Annotated in this window: 13 protein-coding genes; 6 read left to right on the forward strand and 7 right to left on the reverse strand. The window is 48.3% G+C overall.

What is annotated here, in order from left to right; translation table 11 throughout:
• Positions 1–40: 40 nt before the first annotated feature.
• The 3 genes from ABW391_RS03200 to ABW391_RS03210 form a co-directional block, all read right to left on the reverse strand.
• Positions 41–2,083 (reverse strand): T9SS type A sorting domain-containing protein, encoded by a 2,043-nt coding sequence (locus ABW391_RS03200; protein ID WP_353480380.1) that lies wholly within the window; start codon positions 2,081–2,083, stop codon positions 41–43.
• A 149-nt stretch (positions 2,084–2,232) separates the two neighbouring features.
• Positions 2,233–3,942, reverse strand: coding sequence for a DUF4331 domain-containing protein (locus tag ABW391_RS03205; RefSeq protein WP_353480381.1), 1,710 nt, complete (start codon positions 3,940–3,942; stop codon positions 2,233–2,235).
• A gap of 316 nt (positions 3,943–4,258) precedes the next feature.
• Positions 4,259–5,626: a Gfo/Idh/MocA family oxidoreductase gene (locus tag ABW391_RS03210; RefSeq protein ID WP_353480382.1), complete on the reverse strand. Its 1,368-nt coding sequence runs from the start codon at positions 5,624–5,626 to the stop codon at positions 4,259–4,261.
• Between the two features lie 304 nt (positions 5,627–5,930).
• On the opposite strand from ABW391_RS03210, the gene ABW391_RS03215 reads away from it, so the two are divergent.
• Positions 5,931–7,286, forward strand: a complete 1,356-nt coding sequence (locus ABW391_RS03215) for an AGE family epimerase/isomerase (protein ID WP_353480383.1) — start codon at positions 5,931–5,933, stop codon at positions 7,284–7,286.
• Between the two features lie 18 nt (positions 7,287–7,304).
• Here the strand turns inward: ABW391_RS03215 and ABW391_RS03220 are convergent, their stop codons facing one another.
• From ABW391_RS03220 to queE, 3 genes are all read right to left on the reverse strand, one after another.
• Positions 7,305–8,570: a sterol desaturase family protein gene (locus tag ABW391_RS03220; RefSeq protein ID WP_353480384.1), complete on the reverse strand. Its 1,266-nt coding sequence runs from the start codon at positions 8,568–8,570 to the stop codon at positions 7,305–7,307.
• 140 nt (positions 8,571–8,710) lie between these two features.
• Positions 8,711–9,139 carry a type II 3-dehydroquinate dehydratase gene (gene aroQ, locus ABW391_RS03225; protein WP_353480385.1) on the reverse strand — a complete coding sequence of 143 codons (429 nt, stop codon included), beginning with the start codon at positions 9,137–9,139 and terminating at the stop codon, positions 8,711–8,713.
• Between the two features lie 129 nt (positions 9,140–9,268).
• Positions 9,269–9,904, reverse strand: a complete 636-nt coding sequence (gene queE, locus ABW391_RS03230) for a 7-carboxy-7-deazaguanine synthase (protein WP_353480386.1) — start codon at positions 9,902–9,904, stop codon at positions 9,269–9,271.
• 166 nt (positions 9,905–10,070) lie between these two features.
• On the opposite strand from queE, the gene ABW391_RS03235 reads away from it, so the two are divergent.
• The 4 genes from ABW391_RS03235 (at position 10,071) to ABW391_RS03250 (ending at position 15,955) form a co-directional block, all read left to right on the forward strand.
• Positions 10,071–11,735: a ribulokinase gene (locus ABW391_RS03235; RefSeq protein WP_353480387.1), complete on the forward strand. Its 1,665-nt coding sequence runs from the start codon at positions 10,071–10,073 to the stop codon at positions 11,733–11,735.
• Positions 11,736–11,750: 15 nt separating this feature from the next.
• Positions 11,751–12,452 (forward strand): L-ribulose-5-phosphate 4-epimerase, encoded by a 702-nt coding sequence (locus ABW391_RS03240; RefSeq protein ID WP_353480388.1) that lies wholly within the window; start codon positions 11,751–11,753, stop codon positions 12,450–12,452.
• 187 nt (positions 12,453–12,639) lie between these two features.
• Entirely contained in the window at positions 12,640–14,136 is a 1,497-nt protein-coding gene (gene araA, locus ABW391_RS03245; RefSeq protein ID WP_353480389.1) for an L-arabinose isomerase, read from the forward strand.
• 121 nt (positions 14,137–14,257) lie between these two features.
• Positions 14,258–15,955 carry a sodium:solute symporter family transporter gene (locus ABW391_RS03250; RefSeq protein WP_353480390.1) on the forward strand — a complete coding sequence of 566 codons (1,698 nt, stop codon included), beginning with the start codon at positions 14,258–14,260 and terminating at the stop codon, positions 15,953–15,955.
• Positions 15,956–15,987: 32 nt separating this feature from the next.
• Here ABW391_RS03250 and ABW391_RS03255 read toward each other — a convergent pair whose 3' ends face one another.
• The gene (locus ABW391_RS03255; protein WP_353480391.1) at positions 15,988–16,683 is read right to left on the reverse strand and encodes an NUDIX hydrolase; all 696 of its coding nucleotides are present in this window, start codon (positions 16,681–16,683) and stop codon (positions 15,988–15,990) included.
• Between the two features lie 180 nt (positions 16,684–16,863).
• Between ABW391_RS03255 and ABW391_RS03260 the strand changes: the two genes are divergently transcribed.
• Positions 16,864–18,474, forward strand: coding sequence for a T9SS type B sorting domain-containing protein (locus tag ABW391_RS03260; RefSeq protein WP_353480392.1), 1,611 nt, complete (start codon positions 16,864–16,866; stop codon positions 18,472–18,474).
• The last annotated feature ends 95 nt before the right edge of the window (positions 18,475–18,569 follow it).

Below are 18,569 nucleotides of genomic sequence, written 5' to 3' on the forward strand. Positions count from 1 at the left end.
CGTGCGCTTTTCAATGCTTCAACCCTCCAGCTATTGATATTTAATTGACTTTAATCAATTTTACATTTTGCAATACATTCCCGTTTTTATCAATTACGCGGGCAAAGTAAGTGCCATTGGCCAGGCCAAGCGGAAGCTTGCCTTGAACCGTATTTTCACCATCGTAAAGCGTACTAGAAGCAATGGATGCAATCTTACGGCCATTCAAATCGTACAAGTCGATTTGAATTTGGTTTGCACCTTGAGACTTGACATTGAACGTTACCTCCTCTTTAACCGGGTTTGGGAAAACCGCAGCAATCACTTGAGGCGTTTTGATCAACACGCTTTCGGTAGTGGATGCCTCAGCCAAAGTAGCATTTGAAACGACTTCGGTTCCTCCGCATTTGCCGTCGCCAGCCCAAGGCAGCGCAACGTAAGGGAAAGAGGTTTTGAAGGAGATGTCGTTTTTCTCTACTCCTGTGGAATAAGACAACACATCGATCAGGTCTTGGCTAACCGGGTTTTTGCCGTCAAAATCATCGTACCACAAACCAATCGCGGCCAATACGACGCCAGACACTGCTTGCAATTCGATGCGGGTAACGTCATCCTCCAGGCGGCGACCATTGGGGAAGCCGTCCATGTTTGGGATAAACTGCAAACTACGGGTACCTTTGTAACTTGGATGGGTCAAACCCAACACCGCTGCCTGAATCAATCCCATTGAACTGAAACGAGGATCTGAACGACGGGTTGGCGGTACTGCCATGTTCAAGCGCAACATGTCGCCACCATTGGGCAAAAAGTTGTTGATGAAAGGCTTACCTGGCGCCAGGGGATTTCCGCCTTTGCCCGTTGCCAATTGGTATGGGGGGAGGTTCGGAGCACCCGTGTGGAAGATCGGCCAAAGATCGACGGAGCGGGCTTTTCCTGGGCCAGGCAGCAACAATGTACCAAACACCTTATCATCCAACGCTGTTCCATTCAACGCAGGATTACCTTTCAAGCCATAAAGGCCGTCTTTGCCGTAGCCAAAGTCAAAAGCACCGAGTGACTTGCGTTGGATGCGCAATTGCTTCAAAGCAGGTACAGCTGTACCAAACAAAGCATCGTCCATGTACAATGCCAACTCTGGGTTGTAAAATGAATTGTCCAAAACAGTATCCGCAAGTTCCTGGTAAGGAGTAAGTGCATTCCAATAATCTTTGTAACCAATTGGAATCACCGCTTCGTTGGTCAGTGGCATACCCAGGCGGGATACTTGCACCCAATCGCCAGAATGGGTTTCTTTGCCTTTGGACAGGGTACGCAATTTGGGACGGCTGGCCGAAGCCCAAACGCCAATTACATAATCAGGATCCAGGATGTTTTTGGGCAAAAAGAAAGCCCCTTTTTTGAGCAGCGTACTAATTGGTATTTGAATGGCAATGGTGCTTACGTTGAAGCATTTTACGCCATCACGGGCCTTAGCACCTTGACGTGGCGCATCGCCGAGGTCAAAAATTCCACCCAAATCCACGAAGAAAGGATCGTCGGCTGGGCCGCAGAATATCTTCTCACCTGTAGAAGTCTTGGTAATGGCATTATCAACCAGGTCGGAATAACGGGCATTCAAGCCTACCGCACTGCTGATGGAACGAGATCCAACGTTGTTGGGTGGTACAATGCCGTTTTTCACCAGTATCTGGAAGCTTTTGCCACCATCGATGCTGCGCTCCAAAGTGTAAGTCGCTTTCAAGTTTTGCTTGCCCAGGCGGATGTTGAAGAACGTAGTCGGATCTTCATTTACCAACTTGAAGGTGAAGCGGTAAGTGATTTCGTCGCCAGGAATGGCCGCATTGTTGTCAATGTGGATTTCATAGCGTACGTTTTCACCAAAGTTGTAGTAGTTGGGGCCACCCTGAGGCAATTGCAGTGGCACATAGTTTGCAATGATTGTGATCATGTTGGGATCATCCGGGCTGCGGAAGGCGTACAAATCGGTGTTGTCCGCCAAAGGATCGTCCGCAATCAGCGGGGCTTCCCGGTGGCTGGAGGCAAACAGCGAGACGCTGATGGCCAGCAGGGATAGACAGAATATGGATTTAAAAAAGTTTTTCATGGTTGTTTTTTATCGCACGAAATGGATTCGTGGGGTGATGATTTCACGAATAAATTCGTGAGGTGATGATGTTGGCCTCTCCCACGAATGAATTCGTGGGGTGGTGATCCATGTGCCTCCCACGTCTAAAGTCGTGGGTTGGGGCGGTGTTAATTGGTTTCGGTTCCTGCCCAAGGGGTTGCTACGTAGGGAAAGGAAGTTTGGAATGCCTTGTCGTTCTGATCTACGCCAGTGCTGTAAGTCAGTACATTCAACAATTGCTGCGTGACTGGGCTGCCTCCGGTTTTGAAATCGTCGTACCACAAGCCTATCGCGGCAAGCACTACGCCAGAAACAGCTTGCAATTCAATGCGGGTTACGTCATCTTCCAGGCGGCGACCATTGGGGAAGCCATCCATATTGGGGATGAATTGCAATGCTGCAGATTTGTTGTAAGCAGGATCGGTGAGTCCCAATACAGCAGCTTGTACCAAGCCCAATGCATTGAAATCAGCACTGGTACGGCTGGTAATGGGCACGGCCATGTTCAGGCGCAACATATCACCGCCGTTGGGCAGGAAGTTGTTGATGAATGGTTTGCCAGCGGCCAATGGGTTGCCATTTTTGCCCGTAGCCAATTGGTAAGGGGCAAGGTTGGGCGCTCCCGTATGAAAGATAGGCCAAAGGTCAACTGAGCGTGCTTTACCAGGGCCAGGCAACAACAGCGTGCCAAAAATCTTGTCGTCCAGGGCAGTACCTGCCAGGGCTGGATTGCCTTTCAGGCCAAAAAGACCGTCTTTGCCGTAGCCAAAGTCAAATGCACCCAGAGACTTACGCTGAATGCGCAGCTTTTTAAATGCCGGAACGGCACCACCAAAGCGGGAATCGTCCATGTACAAGGCAAGTTCTGGATTGTAGAAGTACTCGTCCAAAACCACATCTGCCAATTCGTCGTAAGGAGTGATGGAGTTCCAGTAGTCCTTCATGCCAATCGGAATCACTACTTCGTTGGTCAGTGGCATACCCAGGCGAGAAACCTGAACCCAATCTCCTTCTTCAGTAGAGGCACTGCCATCCACTTTGAGGGTACGTAGGGTACGGCGGCTGGCGGAAGCCCACACGCCAATCACATAATCTGCATCCAAAATGTTGCGAGGCTGGGCAGGAGCACCTGCTTTGAGCAAAGCTGCAATGGGTACTTGAATGGCGATGCTGTGCACATTGTACTGGCCAATGCCATCTCGTACTTTCTGACCATTTTGACGAGGCAAATTACCCAGGTCAAACACACCACCCAAATCCACAAAGAATGGATCGTCTACTGGGCCACAAAACACCGTTTCGCCGCTGCTGCTGTTCTGGATTCCCTTTTGCATCAGGGAAGCGTAAGTCGTGTTCAATCCAGCCGCGCCGCTGATGGAACGTGGCCCAATGTTGACTGGAGGCACGTAACCATTGTTCAGTACAACCTGGAAAGTTTTTCCACCATCGATGCTGCGTTCCATCGTGTAGGTGGTTTTGAGGTTTTGTTTACCCAAACGAATGTTGAAAAAGGTGGTGGGATCCTCGTTCACGCGCTTGAAGGTAAAGCGGTACACGATCTCGTCGCCTGGTTTGGAGGCATCGTTATCGATGTGGATTTCGTAGCGGATGTTCTCACCAAACGTGTTGTAGTTTGGCCCGCCATGTGGCAGTTCCGCTGGAATGTAGTTGGCAATAATCGTGATGGTGTTTGGCTTGTCCGGGCTCCGGAAAGCATACACATCCGTATTATCCGCCAGTGGATCGTTGGCAATCAAGGGTGCCTCGCGGTGGCTGGAAGCCATGGCAAAACACGACGCCAGTACGAAGAGTAGGGATAAGATGGAATAACGTCGCATAATAGGTTATGGTTAAAAAATGATGAATACGCGGTTTTTTAGTTTCCTCTGAACATAAGATTGGCATCCAGCAGCAGGTGCGAATTGCGCTGTGACAAATGCCGAACCATAAGAAAAAAGGAAGACGTACTTTAAGATAAGCAGTCTGTTAAGGAATAAAACCGTTTCCTAATATGAGATACGAAGGGAAGGAATAAATTGGATTTATCAGAATTGATTTTTTTTAAAAAAAAAACTGCGCTGCTTTTTGGGGCGATAAAAAAATAAGTATTCATTTTTTTATCGCCCCACTATTTTGTACCTGAGTTCTTTCGGTTTATACCTTTTCCGGGTTCGGGTGTATCCAGGGTTTGCGGTAAGGGCGCTGAAGCAAAGCATTGGCCTCTTTGTCGCCGATGATCTGTCGTTTGCTTGGATTATAAACCAGTTCCCGCCCGGTTTGCATGGACAGATTGGCCAAGATGCAACTGGCAGTAGAGATATGCCCTTCCTCTATATCGGCCACTGGCCGGCTTTTTTTGTCGATGGCTTCCAGGAAATTGAGCATGTGCAAACGGGTTGCCGGAGCAGCATTCAATTCAATGCGTTCTTCGGTCAGGTCTTCGGGGTATTTTTCTTTTTCGTACACCACATCCATGTGGATTTTTTGCCCATCACCATCTGGAATAAAATCATAGCGCATGGTACTGGCAATCAGGGTTCCTTTTTCTCCATAAATGGTAAATGACCAGGGGTAATCTGGGTTGGATGATGTACCCCAACTGCGGTGCTGCCATACGCAATTCAATTCATCGTACTTGAAAACAGCAGTCTGCGTATCAGCAATATTGGATTTGCCTTCTTTTTGCACGTAAATTCCTCCAGTCGATTCGATGGATTTGGGCCAGCCCAAATGCAGCATCCAGCGGACGGTATCAAACATGTGTACGCACATGTCCCCCATGATGCCGTTGCCATATTCCATAAACGTACGCCACCAGCGAATGTGGGGCAATCCATCGTAAGGGCGCATGGGCGCAGGGCCAGTCCACATTTCGTAGTCAAAAAAATCTGGAACGGGTTCAACCGGTGGATTGCCGTTGTTGCGCATGTGGTAGTAGCAACACATTTCTACGTGTGATACTTTACCCAACAGTCCAGCATCTACAATGTTTTTTTTGGCATCGATAAGGTGAGGGGTACTTTTGCGCTGAGTACCCACTTGTACCACCCGATTGTATTTGCGGGCGGCGGCAACCATCGCTTCGCCTTCCATCACATCTACACTAATGGGCTTTTGCACATACACGTTGGCGCCAGCTTTAATTGCTTCGATGGCTTGCAGGGCATGCCAATGATCGGGTGTGCCGATCAAAACGATGTCCAGCTGATTTTCGGCCAGCATCTTGCGGTAGTCGCCATATAGCTTTGGCGTTTTACCCGATTTTTGGCGTTGACTAACCAGCTTGGCGGCTGCGTTCAACATATTTTTGTCTACATCACAAAGGGCGATTACCTCAACTGGCACGACCTGGATCAAGCGAAACAAATCACTTTTGCCGTACCAACCTGCGCCAATTAGTCCTACCCGCAAAGGAGCGAGCGGGTTGATCAAATCGATGCCGTATAAGCCTAGGCTGTTGAGCGCAAGCGTTGCGGCCGCACCTTTCAGAAAATGTCTGCGATTGATGTTGAAGGTTTCCATAGGTATAGGATTGATGTTTAAAAACCTGGATCGAGCTATGTAGTGGGGCAAAAATAAGTGATCATTTTTCCTGAGCCAAAGGATTAGATAAGACACTTGAAATGAAACGTTTACTTATCTTATCCTCTGGCAAAATGATCACTTATTTTTTTATCGCCCCTGTGGTCAATTGTACTTCCCAATGTAGGAAAAACTTCGCCCCTTTGGAAAGGTATGGAGATAAAAAACTTCTGCTTATCTTACCAGTAAGTTTGACTCAAATTACATCCCGATTTTTCTGCGTTAGTAATTAACCACTCTGCCCATGCGCGTCCAACATCTATTTGCCCTTATCGCTTTGGCTCTCTTTCTGATTCAATGCAAAACGCCTGAGGTCGCCACCTCACCAGAGCGACTGGCCTTGGCAGACACGCTCGAAAATCGACTCAAAACCAATTTGGTGGAGGTTTGGTATCCTGCCGCGATTGATCAGGAATATGGAGGATACCTTTCTACATTCGATGCCAATTTCAAGCCCGTTGGCAATCAGGACAAAATGATCGTCTCCCAAGCCCGGCATCTTTGGAACAATTCCAAAGCCGCCCAGCATTGGTCCAGTGAAAAAAAATACCGCGACTTTGCCCAGCATGGCTTTGTTTTTCTAAAAGACAAAATGTGGGACAAGACCCACGGTGGATTCTTTTGGCAGGTAGATCGCGCTGGCGTACCTCGTGATTCTTCCAAAACGGCTTATGGCAATGCTTTTGGCTTGTATGCCGTATCGGCTTACTACCTGAGCAGCAAAGACCCGGCGGCACTGGCCTTGGCCAAAAAATCCTTTGAATGGTTGGAGCGATACAGCCATGATCCGGTATACAAAGGCTATTACCAGCACCTGAGCAATAGAGGTGTGCACCAAAACAGAATACCTACCACACCTTCTACTTCTGAATTGGGCTACAAAGACCAAAACAGCTCCATCCATCTTTTGGAAGCGTTTACGGAATTGTACCAAATCTGGCCAGATCCTCTGGTCAAAGCCCGACTCGAAGAAATGCTCTTCCTGATTCGGGACAAAATCGTGAATGAAAAAGGGAACCTGATCTTGTTTTTTCAACCGGACTGGACTCCGGTGTCTTTTCGAGACTCCAGCCGGGCCAGTATCCTGCGCCACCACAACCTCGATCACGTATCTTGGGGACACGACATCGAAACAGCGTACCTGCTGATGGAAGCTTCGCACATCGCTGGCATCAAGCACGATACCGCCACCTGGCGCATCGCCAAAAAAATGACCGATCAATGCCTGACCCTGGGCTGGGATAATGCAGTAGGTGGTTTTTACGACGAAGGCTATTACTTCAAAACCGACGGGAACAAAATCACAATAACCCAAGACACCAAAAATTGGTGGACGCAGGCCGAAGCACTGAATACACTGCTCATCATGACAGATCTTTATCCGCTTGATCCGTTGAATTATGATGCGAAGTTCAAAAAGCAATGGGCCTATATCGATACCTACTTGATCGACCACAAAAACGGAGAATGGTACGACAGCGGCCTCGACAAAGACCCAGAAAGTGCAACCCGCAACAAAGGCCATATCTGGAAAGCGGGTTATCACCAGTACCGATCTCTAGAGAACTGTATTGCGCGATTGAGAGAAACAATCCATTAACACTGGAGATCGAGTGGATCAAACTTGTTTTAGCTTAATTTCCCGCTCTACAAATAGTACCGTCATCAGCACCGATAGTACAAAATAGGCACCAACAAGGTACACCACCCATGCACCCCAATGCTGGGTTGCACCAAACCAATCGCCCCCCGCCTGATAAATCAAGTACAGCCCCAGGGCAGATTTGAGGGCTTCAAAATACACCGCATATGGGTTGCGATCCATCAATTCGGTGTAGGCAAATATGGCCAAAAACAGGAATCCGCCGTAGTAAAAAATCCCAGGAGAACCGATGTTGGCCAGATTGGCAAAGAAATACACCAATAGGAAATAATTGAAAAACATCTGTATCCAACTCCAGGCAACCAGCGCTGAAGAGGCGGAGGTATCGTATTTGTCAAAATGGTACACATCCTTGATGTATTCCACCGGATATTGCTCGATCACATCAGCCGGGCGCCAACCCGTGGGCTTAAACCAAATCCTGATTTTATCCCCCCAGTTGCGGGTATACCAGGCATCCTGAAGGAGCAACCAAAGGTGTTGGAAATTGATCTTGATGGGGTTCCAGGTGCGGACAGGTATGGTTACACCGTAAACCGGCGGAGAAGCGGGCAACTCTTCCTGAAAAGTGCCAAACCATCGATCCCAGAGAATGAATACTTGTCCGTAGTTTTTGTCCAGGTATTCCGGGTTGATGGCGTGGTGCACGCGGTGATGAGAGGGCGTAACCAGAAAGTATTCCAGAAATCCCATCTTGCCAATGAGTTGGGTATGGTACCAATATTGCAAAAACAAATGCAAGGGGCCAATCACGGCCACAACTTCTAACGGGACACCCAAAAGCGCCGCAGGTAAAAGGAGAATCGCGAAGTAATTGACAAAAGAAGATATGGATTGCCGCAAAGCACAGGAGAGGTTAAACTCCTCGCTGCTGTGGTGAATGACGTGGCGGTTCCACAAAAAGTTGATCTCATGCTCCCAACGGTGCACCCAATACCCTTGAAAATCAACCACTACAAATCCTATCAGGAATGCCCAAATCGAATTACCTGGCAAATGGATCAGGGCTACACGCTGCACCAGCCATTGATAAGTGATGATGCTTACTCCAATGCCCAATACATCCTTTACCACATTGGTGATCCCGGAAGAAAAACTGGACACACTGTCCAAACCTCGGATGACGTGGGCACCTCGGTACCATTCTACCACTTTTTCAATCAAAAAAAGGAGGACAAAGATTGGCATCACAATGTTGAGTATTGCGCCGTAAGCTTCCATTTGCGATCTGCTTGCCCATAGCAAATGAGGTCAAAACCCTGCAATTGCCCTGGAAGGTTAAAAATGCACCAATTTAGATATTTTTGTAATTATCAACGCAGAAAAATCTGCGTTGAATCTGCGTAAAAATCAATAATCCATCATCGCTTCAACAAAAACTGAACCGCCAAATCATACCCCATCAAGCCACATCCCACAATAATGCCTGCGGCTTTGGGCGAAATGTAGGAATGGTGCCGAAAATGCTCGCGGGCATGCACATTGGAGATGTGGACTTCTACCACCGGGGTTTTCACGCCAGCAATGGCATCGTGCAAGGCAATTGAAGTGTGCGTATACGCTCCGGCATTGAGTACGATCCCCAGATATTCGACATCGAACCCAACTTCATGAATTTTATCCACCAAACTGCCTTCGTGATTGCTCTGAAAATAATCAATCGAAACTTCAGGGAATGCCTTTCTCAACAAGAGCAGGTAGTCTTCGAAAGTTTGACTGCCGTAAATTTCGGGTTCACGTTTTCCCAATAAATTCAAGTTGGGGCCATTGAGGATGAGTATTTTTTTCATTGTTGCCGTATTTGACTCACTTAGGGGCAATAAAGATGATGATTTTTTTAGTTTGTTGTCCCAATTTTGTTTTTATTGCCTCAAACCTACGTCACCCAAAATAGCAGGAAACAAACTATTTTCTAGCGCTTACGCAATCCCCAATATCTTGTGCGTTTGCAAGCTCAAACTCCACTTTGGATGCCGCAAGCAATACTCCAATGTCAAGCGCGTATGGTGCTTGACGTCAACGCCATCCATGGGTTGGAGGTAGAAGTGATTAAAATGGAATCCTGCAAAGCGCTCTGGTTCTGCTCCCGCTTGGGGGTACACGAGTTTGAGCTCATGCCCGGTTTGAATCAGGATTTCGGTATTGGCTTTGGGGCTCATGCAGATCCAGTCCAATCCTGCTGGCGCTGCAATCGTGCCATTGGTTTCAACCGCCACCTCCAAGTCTCGCTGGTGAAAAGCTTCTATCAGGGGTTCATCCAATTGAAGGAGGGGTTCACCACCGGTACACACCACGTAAGGTTTTCCTACCTGAGGGTCCGGCCACATGCTGATCACCAGCTCTGCCAATTCCCCAGCGTTGTATTTGCCTCCATTTTCGCCATCAATACCCCAAAAATCGGTGTCGCAAAACTGGCAGATGGCTTTGGCGCGGTCTTCCTCCCGACCCGACCAGAGGTTGCAGCCCGAAAAACGACAAAACACTGCCGGACGGCCCGATTGGGCGCCTTCCCCTTGCAGGGTATAAAATATTTCTTTGATTTTGTAAGTAGTCATGTCTTCAATTTGCGGTGCAAAGCTAAGGGGATTGATTTAATTTATCCAGTACCAATTCGAACTCCAAAAATTGATCTTTCTTTGGAAAAAAAAGCGACGGTATTGGTATTTAAATCTATAATTGTTACTTTCACTTTTATTATCGCAAGCCCTAAAGGAATTAGAGATGAAACAATACGTACTCGGAGCAGATTTTGGTACCGATTCGGTGCGCGCTGTGCTGATTGATACGGCCAATGGTGCCGAGTTGGCCAGCGCGGTCAGTCACTACCCGCGTTGGAAAAAAGGCCTGTACTGCCAGCCTGCTCAAAATCAATTTCGCCAACATCCTCTTGATTATATCGAAAGCCTGGAAGACGCCATCAAGCACACCCTGGCCAAACTGCCGGATTTTGATCCGCATGCTGTGGTTGCCATTACCGTGGACACCACTGGCTCTACCCCAGTGGCAGTTGACCAAAGTGGTACCCCCTTGGCGTTGCTGCCCGATTTTGCCGAAAATCCAAATGGTATGTTCATCCTTTGGAAAGACCATACCGCCATTGCTGAAGCTGCCGAAATCAACCACAAATCCCGCACCTGGGGTGGCCTTAATTATACCATGTACGAAGGCGGCATTTATTCTTCTGAGTGGTTTTGGGCAAAAATCATGCATACCGTACGCAGCGATGAACAGGTAAACCAGGCTGCCTATTCCTGGATGGAGCATTGCGACTGGATTACCCACCTCTTGATTGGAGGAACTGATGCCCTGGCTACCAAACGCAGTAGATGTGCAGCTGGCCACAAGGCCATGTGGCACGAATCCTGGGGTGGCTTGCCTTCCGAAGAATTTTTGACCCACCTGGAACCCAAACTGGCCGGATTGCGCGATCGACTTTATACGGATACCTACACTGCTGATCAAGTTGCGGGAAAACTGTGTTCCGAATGGGCGCTACGCCTGGGTTTGCACCAAGACGTAGCGATCAGCGTAGGCACTTTTGATGCGCATGCTGGTGCTGTGGGCGGCGAGGCCGAAGCGTATACCTTGGTGAAAGTAATGGGGACCTCTACTTGCGACATGCTGGTAGCGCCCCTCCACGAGGTACAAGACAAACTCGTACGTGGCATTTGCGGCCAGGTGGATGGCTCTATCGTACCCGGCATGATGGGAATGGAAGCGGGTCAATCTGCTTTCGGCGATTTGCTGGCCTGGTTCAAACAAGTGCTGATTTGGCCCATGCAGCAACTTTTACCCAAATCAGCGCTATTGGATGAGTCCACCAAAACAGCTTTGCTGGAAGAACTCGAAGACCAACTCATCGCTGAGCTCAGTGCTGCCGCTGCTGCAATTCCCGTTGCTCAAACTGGCATCATCGCCCTCGATTGGGTCAACGGACGCCGCACCCCCGATGCAGATCAAAGCCTCAAAGGGGCAATCATGGGCTTGAACATGGGCTCAGATGCTCCGGCTATTTTTAAGGCGCTGGTGGAAGCCATTTGTTTTGGTTCTAAAAAAATTGTCGACCGTTTTGAGTCAGAAGGCATTCCCATCAAAGCCGTAGTGGGCATGGGTGGAGTAGCCAAAAAATCAGACCTGGTGATGCAAACGCTGGCAGATGTGCTGAATCGCCCCATCAAAATTGCCCGCTCGGAACAAGCTCCAGCCCTGGGTGCAGCCATGTATGCCGCAGTCGCAGGGGGCATTTACCCGGATGTGGCCAGCGCGAGCAAGGCGATGGGCAATGGATTTGACAAAATTTACCAACCAATCCCTGCAAATGCACTGCAATACGATAAGTTGTACGCAGCCTATGGCAAATTTGGAGATTTTGTGGAAGGAAAATAGAAAAAAAGAAACAGTATGATCAGTCCTTATCAACACCTCAAAGAAGCCTGTTACGAAGCCAATATGCAGTTGCCCCAATTGGGTCTGGTGCTTTTCACTTTTGGCAATGCCAGCGTGGTGGATCGGGCGGCGGGCGTTTTTGCCATCAAACCCAGTGGAGTGCCTTATGCAACCTTGCGCGCCGAAGACATCGTAATCCTCGACTTTGAAGCCAATGTGGTCGAAGGCAACAAACGCCCTTCTTCAGATACCAAAACCCACGCGGTGTTGTACAAGCATTGGGACAAAATCGGCGGCATCGTACACACCCATTCTACTTATGCCACTGCCTGGGCACAAACTCAGTTGGACATTCCCATCCTGGGCACTACCCACGCGGATCACCTCACCGTAGATGTACCCTGCGCACCGCCTATGGATGATGCCATGATCCAGGGCAATTATGAGTATGAAACGGGATTTCAGATCATCAATGATTTTAAACGCCGCAGTCACAGCTATGAAGAGGTAGAAATGATCCTGGTGGGCAATCATGCGCCGTTTACCTGGGGCAAAACCGTGGAGAAAGCAGTGTACAACAGTGCTGTACTGGAGGAAGTAGCCCGCATGGCCTACCTCAGCGTCACCATTCGTCCCGATGTGCCCCGCTTAAAGGAGGCATTGATTCAAAAACATTACCAACGAAAACACGGAACAGGCGCCTATTATGGACAATAAGTAGTTGTCCACATTAAATCAATCATTTTGAAGGGCTATTTTTTCCTCATCCTTCGTTAAAAAGCCTCGCCGATGCCCTGCATCGCCTACGTTTTTTGCCTCGGCTGCGAAAAAAATAGCCGCTTCAAAAGTGATCATTTAATGTGGACAACTACTTAACCCTGCGGGCCGCCCCAACATTCAAAATATGATTCAACTCAACAACCTCGAAGCCTGGTTCGTCACCGGAAGTCAACACCTTTACGGCCCAGAAACCCTCAAACAGGTCGCACAGAACGCAGAAATCATTGCCAAAGCATTGGATGCATCGGCGCACTTGCCTGTCAAGATTGTATTCAAACCCATCGTAGTGGGCCCAGAAGAAATCACCAAACTGGTGATCGAAGCCAACTCTAATCCACAGTGCATCGGTCTCATTTGCTGGATGCATACCTTTTCGCCAGCCAAAATGTGGATCAATGGCTTGAAGATTTTGCGCAAACCGCTCGCCCACTTGCATACCCAGTTCAACCAGGACATTCCTTGGTCGAGCATCGACATGGATTTTATGAACCTGAATCAGTCGGCGCATGGCGACCGCGAGTTTGGGTTCATTGGTGCACGGATGCGCCTCAGCCGCAAGGTGGTGGTGGGCCACTGGCAAGATCCCGAGGTACACGAACGCCTGGGCGTATGGAGCAGAGTTGCGGCAGCCTGGAACGATTGGCAAGGCGGCAAGTTTGTGCGCTTTGGCGACAACATGCGCCAGGTAGCCGTCACTGAAGGCGACAAAGTAGAGGCCGAAATCAAGTTTGGTTATTCCGTGAATACCCACGGCATTGGTGATTTGGTGCAGGTGATCAACGCGGTGAGCGAAGGGGAGATCAATGGATTGATTGAAGAATACGAGGCAAGCTATACGCTATCCGCAAGTTTGCAAAAAGGAGGTGCACAGCGCAGTTCATTGGTAGAAGCAGCGCGGATCGAAGTCGGGATGCGTACATTTTTGCAGGAAGGCAATTTTAAAGGATTCACCGACACCTTTGAAGATTTGCACGGCATGGCTCAATTGCCGGGTATAGCATCTCAACGCCTGATGGCAGCTGGCTACGGTTTTGGGGGCGAAGGCGACTGGAAAACCGCAGCCCTGGTTCGTGCCATGAAGGTGATGGCGGCGGGTTTGCCCGGTGGTAACTCGTTTATGGAAGACTATACCTACCATTTTCAGCCCAACAACATGCAAGTCCTGGGTGCGCACATGTTGGAAATTTGTCCTTCCATTGCCGCTCAAAAACCAAGTTGTGAGGTACACCCATTGGGCATTGGCGGCAAAGCTGATCCTGTGCGCTTGGTGTTCAACGTTGCGGCGGGTGCTGCGCTCAATGCCTCCATTGTGGACATGGGCAACCGGTTCCGGCTCATTGTCAATGAGGTTGAAGCGGTTGAACCAACCGAAGAGCTGCCCAACCTGCCGGTAGCCCGGGTGCTTTGGAAAGTGAAACCCGATTTGAAAACTGGCGCAGCAGCCTGGATTCTGGCAGGGGGAGCGCACCACACTTGTTACAGCCAAAACCTGAGTACGGAATACCTGGCCGATTTTGCTGAAATCGCTGGAATTGAGTACCTATTGATCAATGAACGCACCAATTTGTACGATTTCAAGAATGAATTGCGCTGGAATGAAGTTTATTTTGGTCACCGTTAACCCAAACTTATTATTTTAGCGCCTTTGTATGACGCAAAAAATTACTTCCCGATTTTTTTAGAGGGAAGTTAATTTTTCTACGTTACCACATAAATTTTAAACATCTAAAACATTCAGATCGATGCAAAATCTACAAATGATAGATTACTGGGTTTTCCTGGCTTATTTCCTGCTGGTTGCCAGTTACGGATATTGGGTATACAACCGCAAAAAGAAAACGGAGACCACTACCACCGATTTTTTTCTGGCGGAAGGATCACTGACCTGGTGGGCCATCGGCGCTTCCTTGATTGCGTCCAACATCTCTGCCGAGCAGTTTATTGGCATGTCGGGCAATGGATTTTTTGTGGGGATAGCCGTGGCAGCCTATGAGTGGCTTGCAGCGATCGCACTGATTATCGTAGCGGTGTTCTTCATGCCGATTTACCTGAAGAACCACATTTATACCATGCCACAGTTTCTCAAAACCCGTTACAATGAAACGGTGAGCATGATTATGACTGTCTTTTGGTTGTTTCTGTACATTTTTGTCAACCTGACTTCCATTCTGTTTTTGGGTGCACTGGCCATCAACAACCTAATTGGGGGCGACCATTTCCACATTATTATGGTAGGGCTGGCTGCTTTTGCCCTGGTCATCACCATTGGTGGAATGAAGGTAATCGGGTATACAGACGTTTTGCAAGTACTCGTACTGATCATTGGGGGCTTGGCTACAACTTGGTTGGCGCTGGATATGGTGAGCGTCAAGTTTGGCATGGGCCACAACATTTTTTCAGGCTTCAACCTCTTGATGGAAAAAGCCGACGATCACTTCCACATGATCCTGGCCAAACCAACCGTCGACTCTTCACAAGAATACATCAACAAATACTTGCTGTTGCCGGGTATCGCCATGTACGCTGCGGGTCAATGGATTGTGAACCTCAACTACTGGGGTTGCAACCAGTACATTACCCAACGGGCCTTGGGTGCCGATCTCAACACGGCACGTACAGGAATCCTGTTTGCCGGATTTTTGAAGTTGATGATGCCGATTATTGTGATGTTGCCGGGTATTGCCGCTTATGTGTTGTACCAAAACGGTGCATTGCAGGATCAAATGGCTCCAGGTGGAAAATTCCTGGCCGACAATGCCTATTCAGCTATCCTGACTTTCTTGCCTACTGGTTTGAAAGGTTTATCAATGGCCGCACTTACGGCAGCAATTGTAGCTTCTTTGGCGGGCAAAGCCAACAGCATTTCTACCATTTTCACGTTGGACATTTACCGCAAGTACATCGATAAAGAAGCCGACGACCGCAAGTTGGTTTGGGTGGGCCGCATGGCGATTGTTGCCTCTATGGTACTGGCAATTGCCCTAACCTGGAATGACCTATTGGGCATTGGTGGAGCGGGTGGTTTTACCTTTATCCAAAAATACACCGGCTTTATCAGTCCGGGCGTATTTGCCATCTTCATTTTGGGTATGTTCTGGAAGCGTACCACTGGTGCCGCAGCGGTAGCCGGGGTATTGGTGGGCTTTGTGTTGTCGGTATTCTTCAATGAGTACGCGCCAGAGGTAATGGGCAATCATACATTCCTCTACACAGCATACCCGGATGGAAACGGTGGTTTCGAGATTCCTTTCCTGATTTGTATGGGTCTGGCCTTTGGATTTACGATCCTAGTGATGGTGGTTATGAGCTTGTTTGGACCTAAAGTCAATCCAAAAGCATTCGAACTGGATACAGCGATGTTCAAGGTATCACCTGGTATTTTGGTGATGATTGTGACTACGCTATTGATCATTACCGCGATTTACGTCAAATTCTGGTAGTGAATTATTGGTTCAGGATCATAAGTTAGCTCTTAACCTATGATCCTGAATCCCTTTTCTTTTACATTGTCGTAACTGGCTTGATCGAAGGAATACAAGTACGAGCCCTTCTTGGATTCTCCGCGCAGTTTCTCATTGGTTTTGACCAAAATGCCCAGCGAGAGGATTTTTTTGCTGAAATTGCCAACATCAAATTCACGCTCATAAATGGCTTCATAGAGGTTGAGCAATTGCATCATGGTGAATTTTTCGGGCAACAATTCAAACCCAATCGGTTGGTATCCAGCTCTTCTGCGCAATCTGCTGAGTGCTGCTTCAATCATTTGTTCGTGGTCAAAAATGAGTTCGGGTCTTTGTTGTACAGGAAACCAATGGGCATCGTGGCTATTCCCCAAGGCTTCGTCGTAATCTTCGATTTTGATGAGGGCATAAAAACAAACCGAGAGTACCCGCTCAACGGGATCACGGTCAACATCGCCAAAAACGTAGACTTGTTCCAGGTAAATGTCTTGTAGTCCTGTCAACTGGTACAAAATGCGCTTGGCTCCATCACTTAAGCTTTCATTGATGCTGAGAAAGCCCCCCATCAATGACCAATTGCCTTGGGCTGGTTCAAAGTTCCGGTGTATCAATAGAAGTTTGAGCTCATTTTGGTCAAATCCAAAAACAATGCAATCGATGGCTACTTTAAAAGCATCGGCTTGGTAGGTGAAAGGCGCTTCGGTCATGTACTCGTGGTTCTTTTAAAGCGACTAAATTAAGCAAATACTTGGTATATTTAGATGAGCTTGATAGAACATTGGTTTTCTTATCGACAATCAAATTCGGAACAGCCAACCCCAAGCAGTATTTCATTGTATGGGTTAACAATACCATTGCACAGCATTCATGCGGTAAATAGCTAAAGTATGAAAAAACGATCAGGATATGTTTTCTTGATTTTATTGTCGTTCCAACGCTTGCTGGGGGTTTCTCCCGTTTTACCCCAAATTTTAAAAATTGATGAAATTTGCGACAATGCCCGCGACGACGACGGAGATGGATTGATCGACATCAATGATCCTGATTGCGACTGTATCCTGATCGAGCCCAAATCGCTGATTCCCAATCCTTCTTTTGAAGAGATGAATTGTTGCCCGCAGAGCCAGAGTCAGCTCAATTGCGCCATAACCTGGATACAAGCTTCCGCTCCCACCACCGATTATTTGCACACCTGTGGCTGGATGGGCTGGCCAAACCTGCCTCCTCCCCTGCCCTTTCCGGATGGAGAAGCAGCAGTGGGGTTTCGCAACGGTCGCTTCGGACAAATGCCCGATTCCAACTGGAAAGAATACGCTGGTGCCTGCCTTTTGGGGCCACTCAAGGCTGGGGTTGCCTACAAATTCAGGTTTTGGGTTGGCTTTACTGACGTTGAAAATTCACCACCAACCAACATTGTATTTTATGGGGCAAAAAATTGCGAAGAACTTCCCTTTGGCAAGGGCAATACCCAGTTTGGATGCCCGGTGAATGGTCCTGGTTGGGTTGAATTGGGGCGGGTTTTCATCAGTGGAGACAAGCAATGGCTGCTCAAGGAAATCAACGTTACGCCCAAAGAAGACATCAATGCCATGGTGATTGGTCCCGATTGTGAGCCTTCTGCACCATCAATCAACCCCTACTATTTTTTCGACAACCTGGTATTGGATGAGCAGCGCAATTTTGATTACCAAATCAGGCCTCAAGGGTTTCCCTGTACCGATCGATTTACGCTGGAGATCCCAGCGATTGAAGACTATACTTACCAATGGTTCAAAGAGGGCATTGCGCTGATCGGCGAAACCAAACCAACCTTACAAGTAAAATACGGAGAAGGCAAATACCAAACCCGCATCACCGGGCGGGATGGTTGTCGGCTGGCACTCCCCTATTTTCATCAATTGCCCCAAAGTACGGGCTATTCTACTGTGAAAATTTGTCCCGGTGCGGTTTATAAATTCCAGCAACAGCGGTTGTCCAGCGCTGGAGAATACCTGGATACCTTCAAAACCATCCACAATTGTGACAGCATCGTGCACTTGACGCTGGAAATTGAAGACCAACTCCAGGACACGGTACAAGCCCGCATTTTGGAAGGAGAACAGTACAAAATTGGCAGTAGTCTGTACGGCACTCCGGGGCAATACCTGTCTCATTTGAGTTCCGCGATAGGTTGCGACAGTACCGTTTTGTTGCAGCTCGATTTTTATAAGATCTATTTCCCCACTGGCTTCAGCCCCAATGACGATGGCAAAAACGATCGTTTTGGTTTTTTTGGCGGAGCAGAACTGCAACGCATTGTGGCATTCAACGTATTCGATCGATGGGGCGGACTGGTTTGGTCAATTCGGGATGTACCCCCAGGTGATGCGGATGCATTTTGGGATGGCTCCAGTCGCGCCCAACCTGCCGCAGAAGGATTGTATACCTACGTGGCAACCCTTTTACTGGCAGATGGACGAGAGCATGTGCGCTACGGCGGAGTGACGCTGACGCGCTAAAATCAATTATTTCAAAGCCAATACCACCACCGAAAATGGAGGTACTTTCACTTTCAATTGGTTGTTGCTCAAAGTTGCACCGTTGAAGGCTGCAG

This window comes from Haliscomenobacter sp. (genome assembly GCF_040403615.1).
Lineage (GTDB): Bacteria > Bacteroidota > Bacteroidia > Chitinophagales > Saprospiraceae > Haliscomenobacter.

What these genes read in the sequence shown, in the direction of transcription:
- ABW391_RS03200 (WP_353480380.1), bottom strand. Translation starts at nt 2,083, where the DNA reads ATGAAAAACTTTTTTAAATCCATATTCTGTCTATCCCTGCTGGCCATC.
- ABW391_RS03205 (WP_353480381.1), bottom strand. Translation starts at nt 3,942, where the DNA reads ATGCGACGTTATTCCATCTTATCCCTACTCTTCGTACTGGCGTCGTGT.
- ABW391_RS03210 (WP_353480382.1), bottom strand. Translation starts at nt 5,626, where the DNA reads ATGGAAACCTTCAACATCAATCGCAGACATTTTCTGAAAGGTGCGGCC.
- ABW391_RS03215 (WP_353480383.1), top strand. Translation starts at nt 5,931, where the DNA reads ATGCGCGTCCAACATCTATTTGCCCTTATCGCTTTGGCTCTCTTTCTG.
- ABW391_RS03220 (WP_353480384.1), bottom strand. Translation starts at nt 8,570, where the DNA reads ATGGAAGCTTACGGCGCAATACTCAACATTGTGATGCCAATCTTTGTC.
- aroQ (WP_353480385.1), bottom strand. Translation starts at nt 9,139, where the DNA reads ATGAAAAAAATACTCATCCTCAATGGCCCCAACTTGAATTTATTGGGA.
- queE (WP_353480386.1), bottom strand. Translation starts at nt 9,904, where the DNA reads ATGACTACTTACAAAATCAAAGAAATATTTTATACCCTGCAAGGGGAA.
- ABW391_RS03235 (WP_353480387.1), top strand. Translation starts at nt 10,071, where the DNA reads ATGAAACAATACGTACTCGGAGCAGATTTTGGTACCGATTCGGTGCGC.
- ABW391_RS03240 (WP_353480388.1), top strand. Translation starts at nt 11,751, where the DNA reads ATGATCAGTCCTTATCAACACCTCAAAGAAGCCTGTTACGAAGCCAAT.
- araA (WP_353480389.1), top strand. Translation starts at nt 12,640, where the DNA reads ATGATTCAACTCAACAACCTCGAAGCCTGGTTCGTCACCGGAAGTCAA.
- ABW391_RS03250 (WP_353480390.1), top strand. Translation starts at nt 14,258, where the DNA reads ATGCAAAATCTACAAATGATAGATTACTGGGTTTTCCTGGCTTATTTC.
- ABW391_RS03255 (WP_353480391.1), bottom strand. Translation starts at nt 16,683, where the DNA reads ATGACCGAAGCGCCTTTCACCTACCAAGCCGATGCTTTTAAAGTAGCC.
- ABW391_RS03260 (WP_353480392.1), top strand. Translation starts at nt 16,864, where the DNA reads ATGAAAAAACGATCAGGATATGTTTTCTTGATTTTATTGTCGTTCCAA.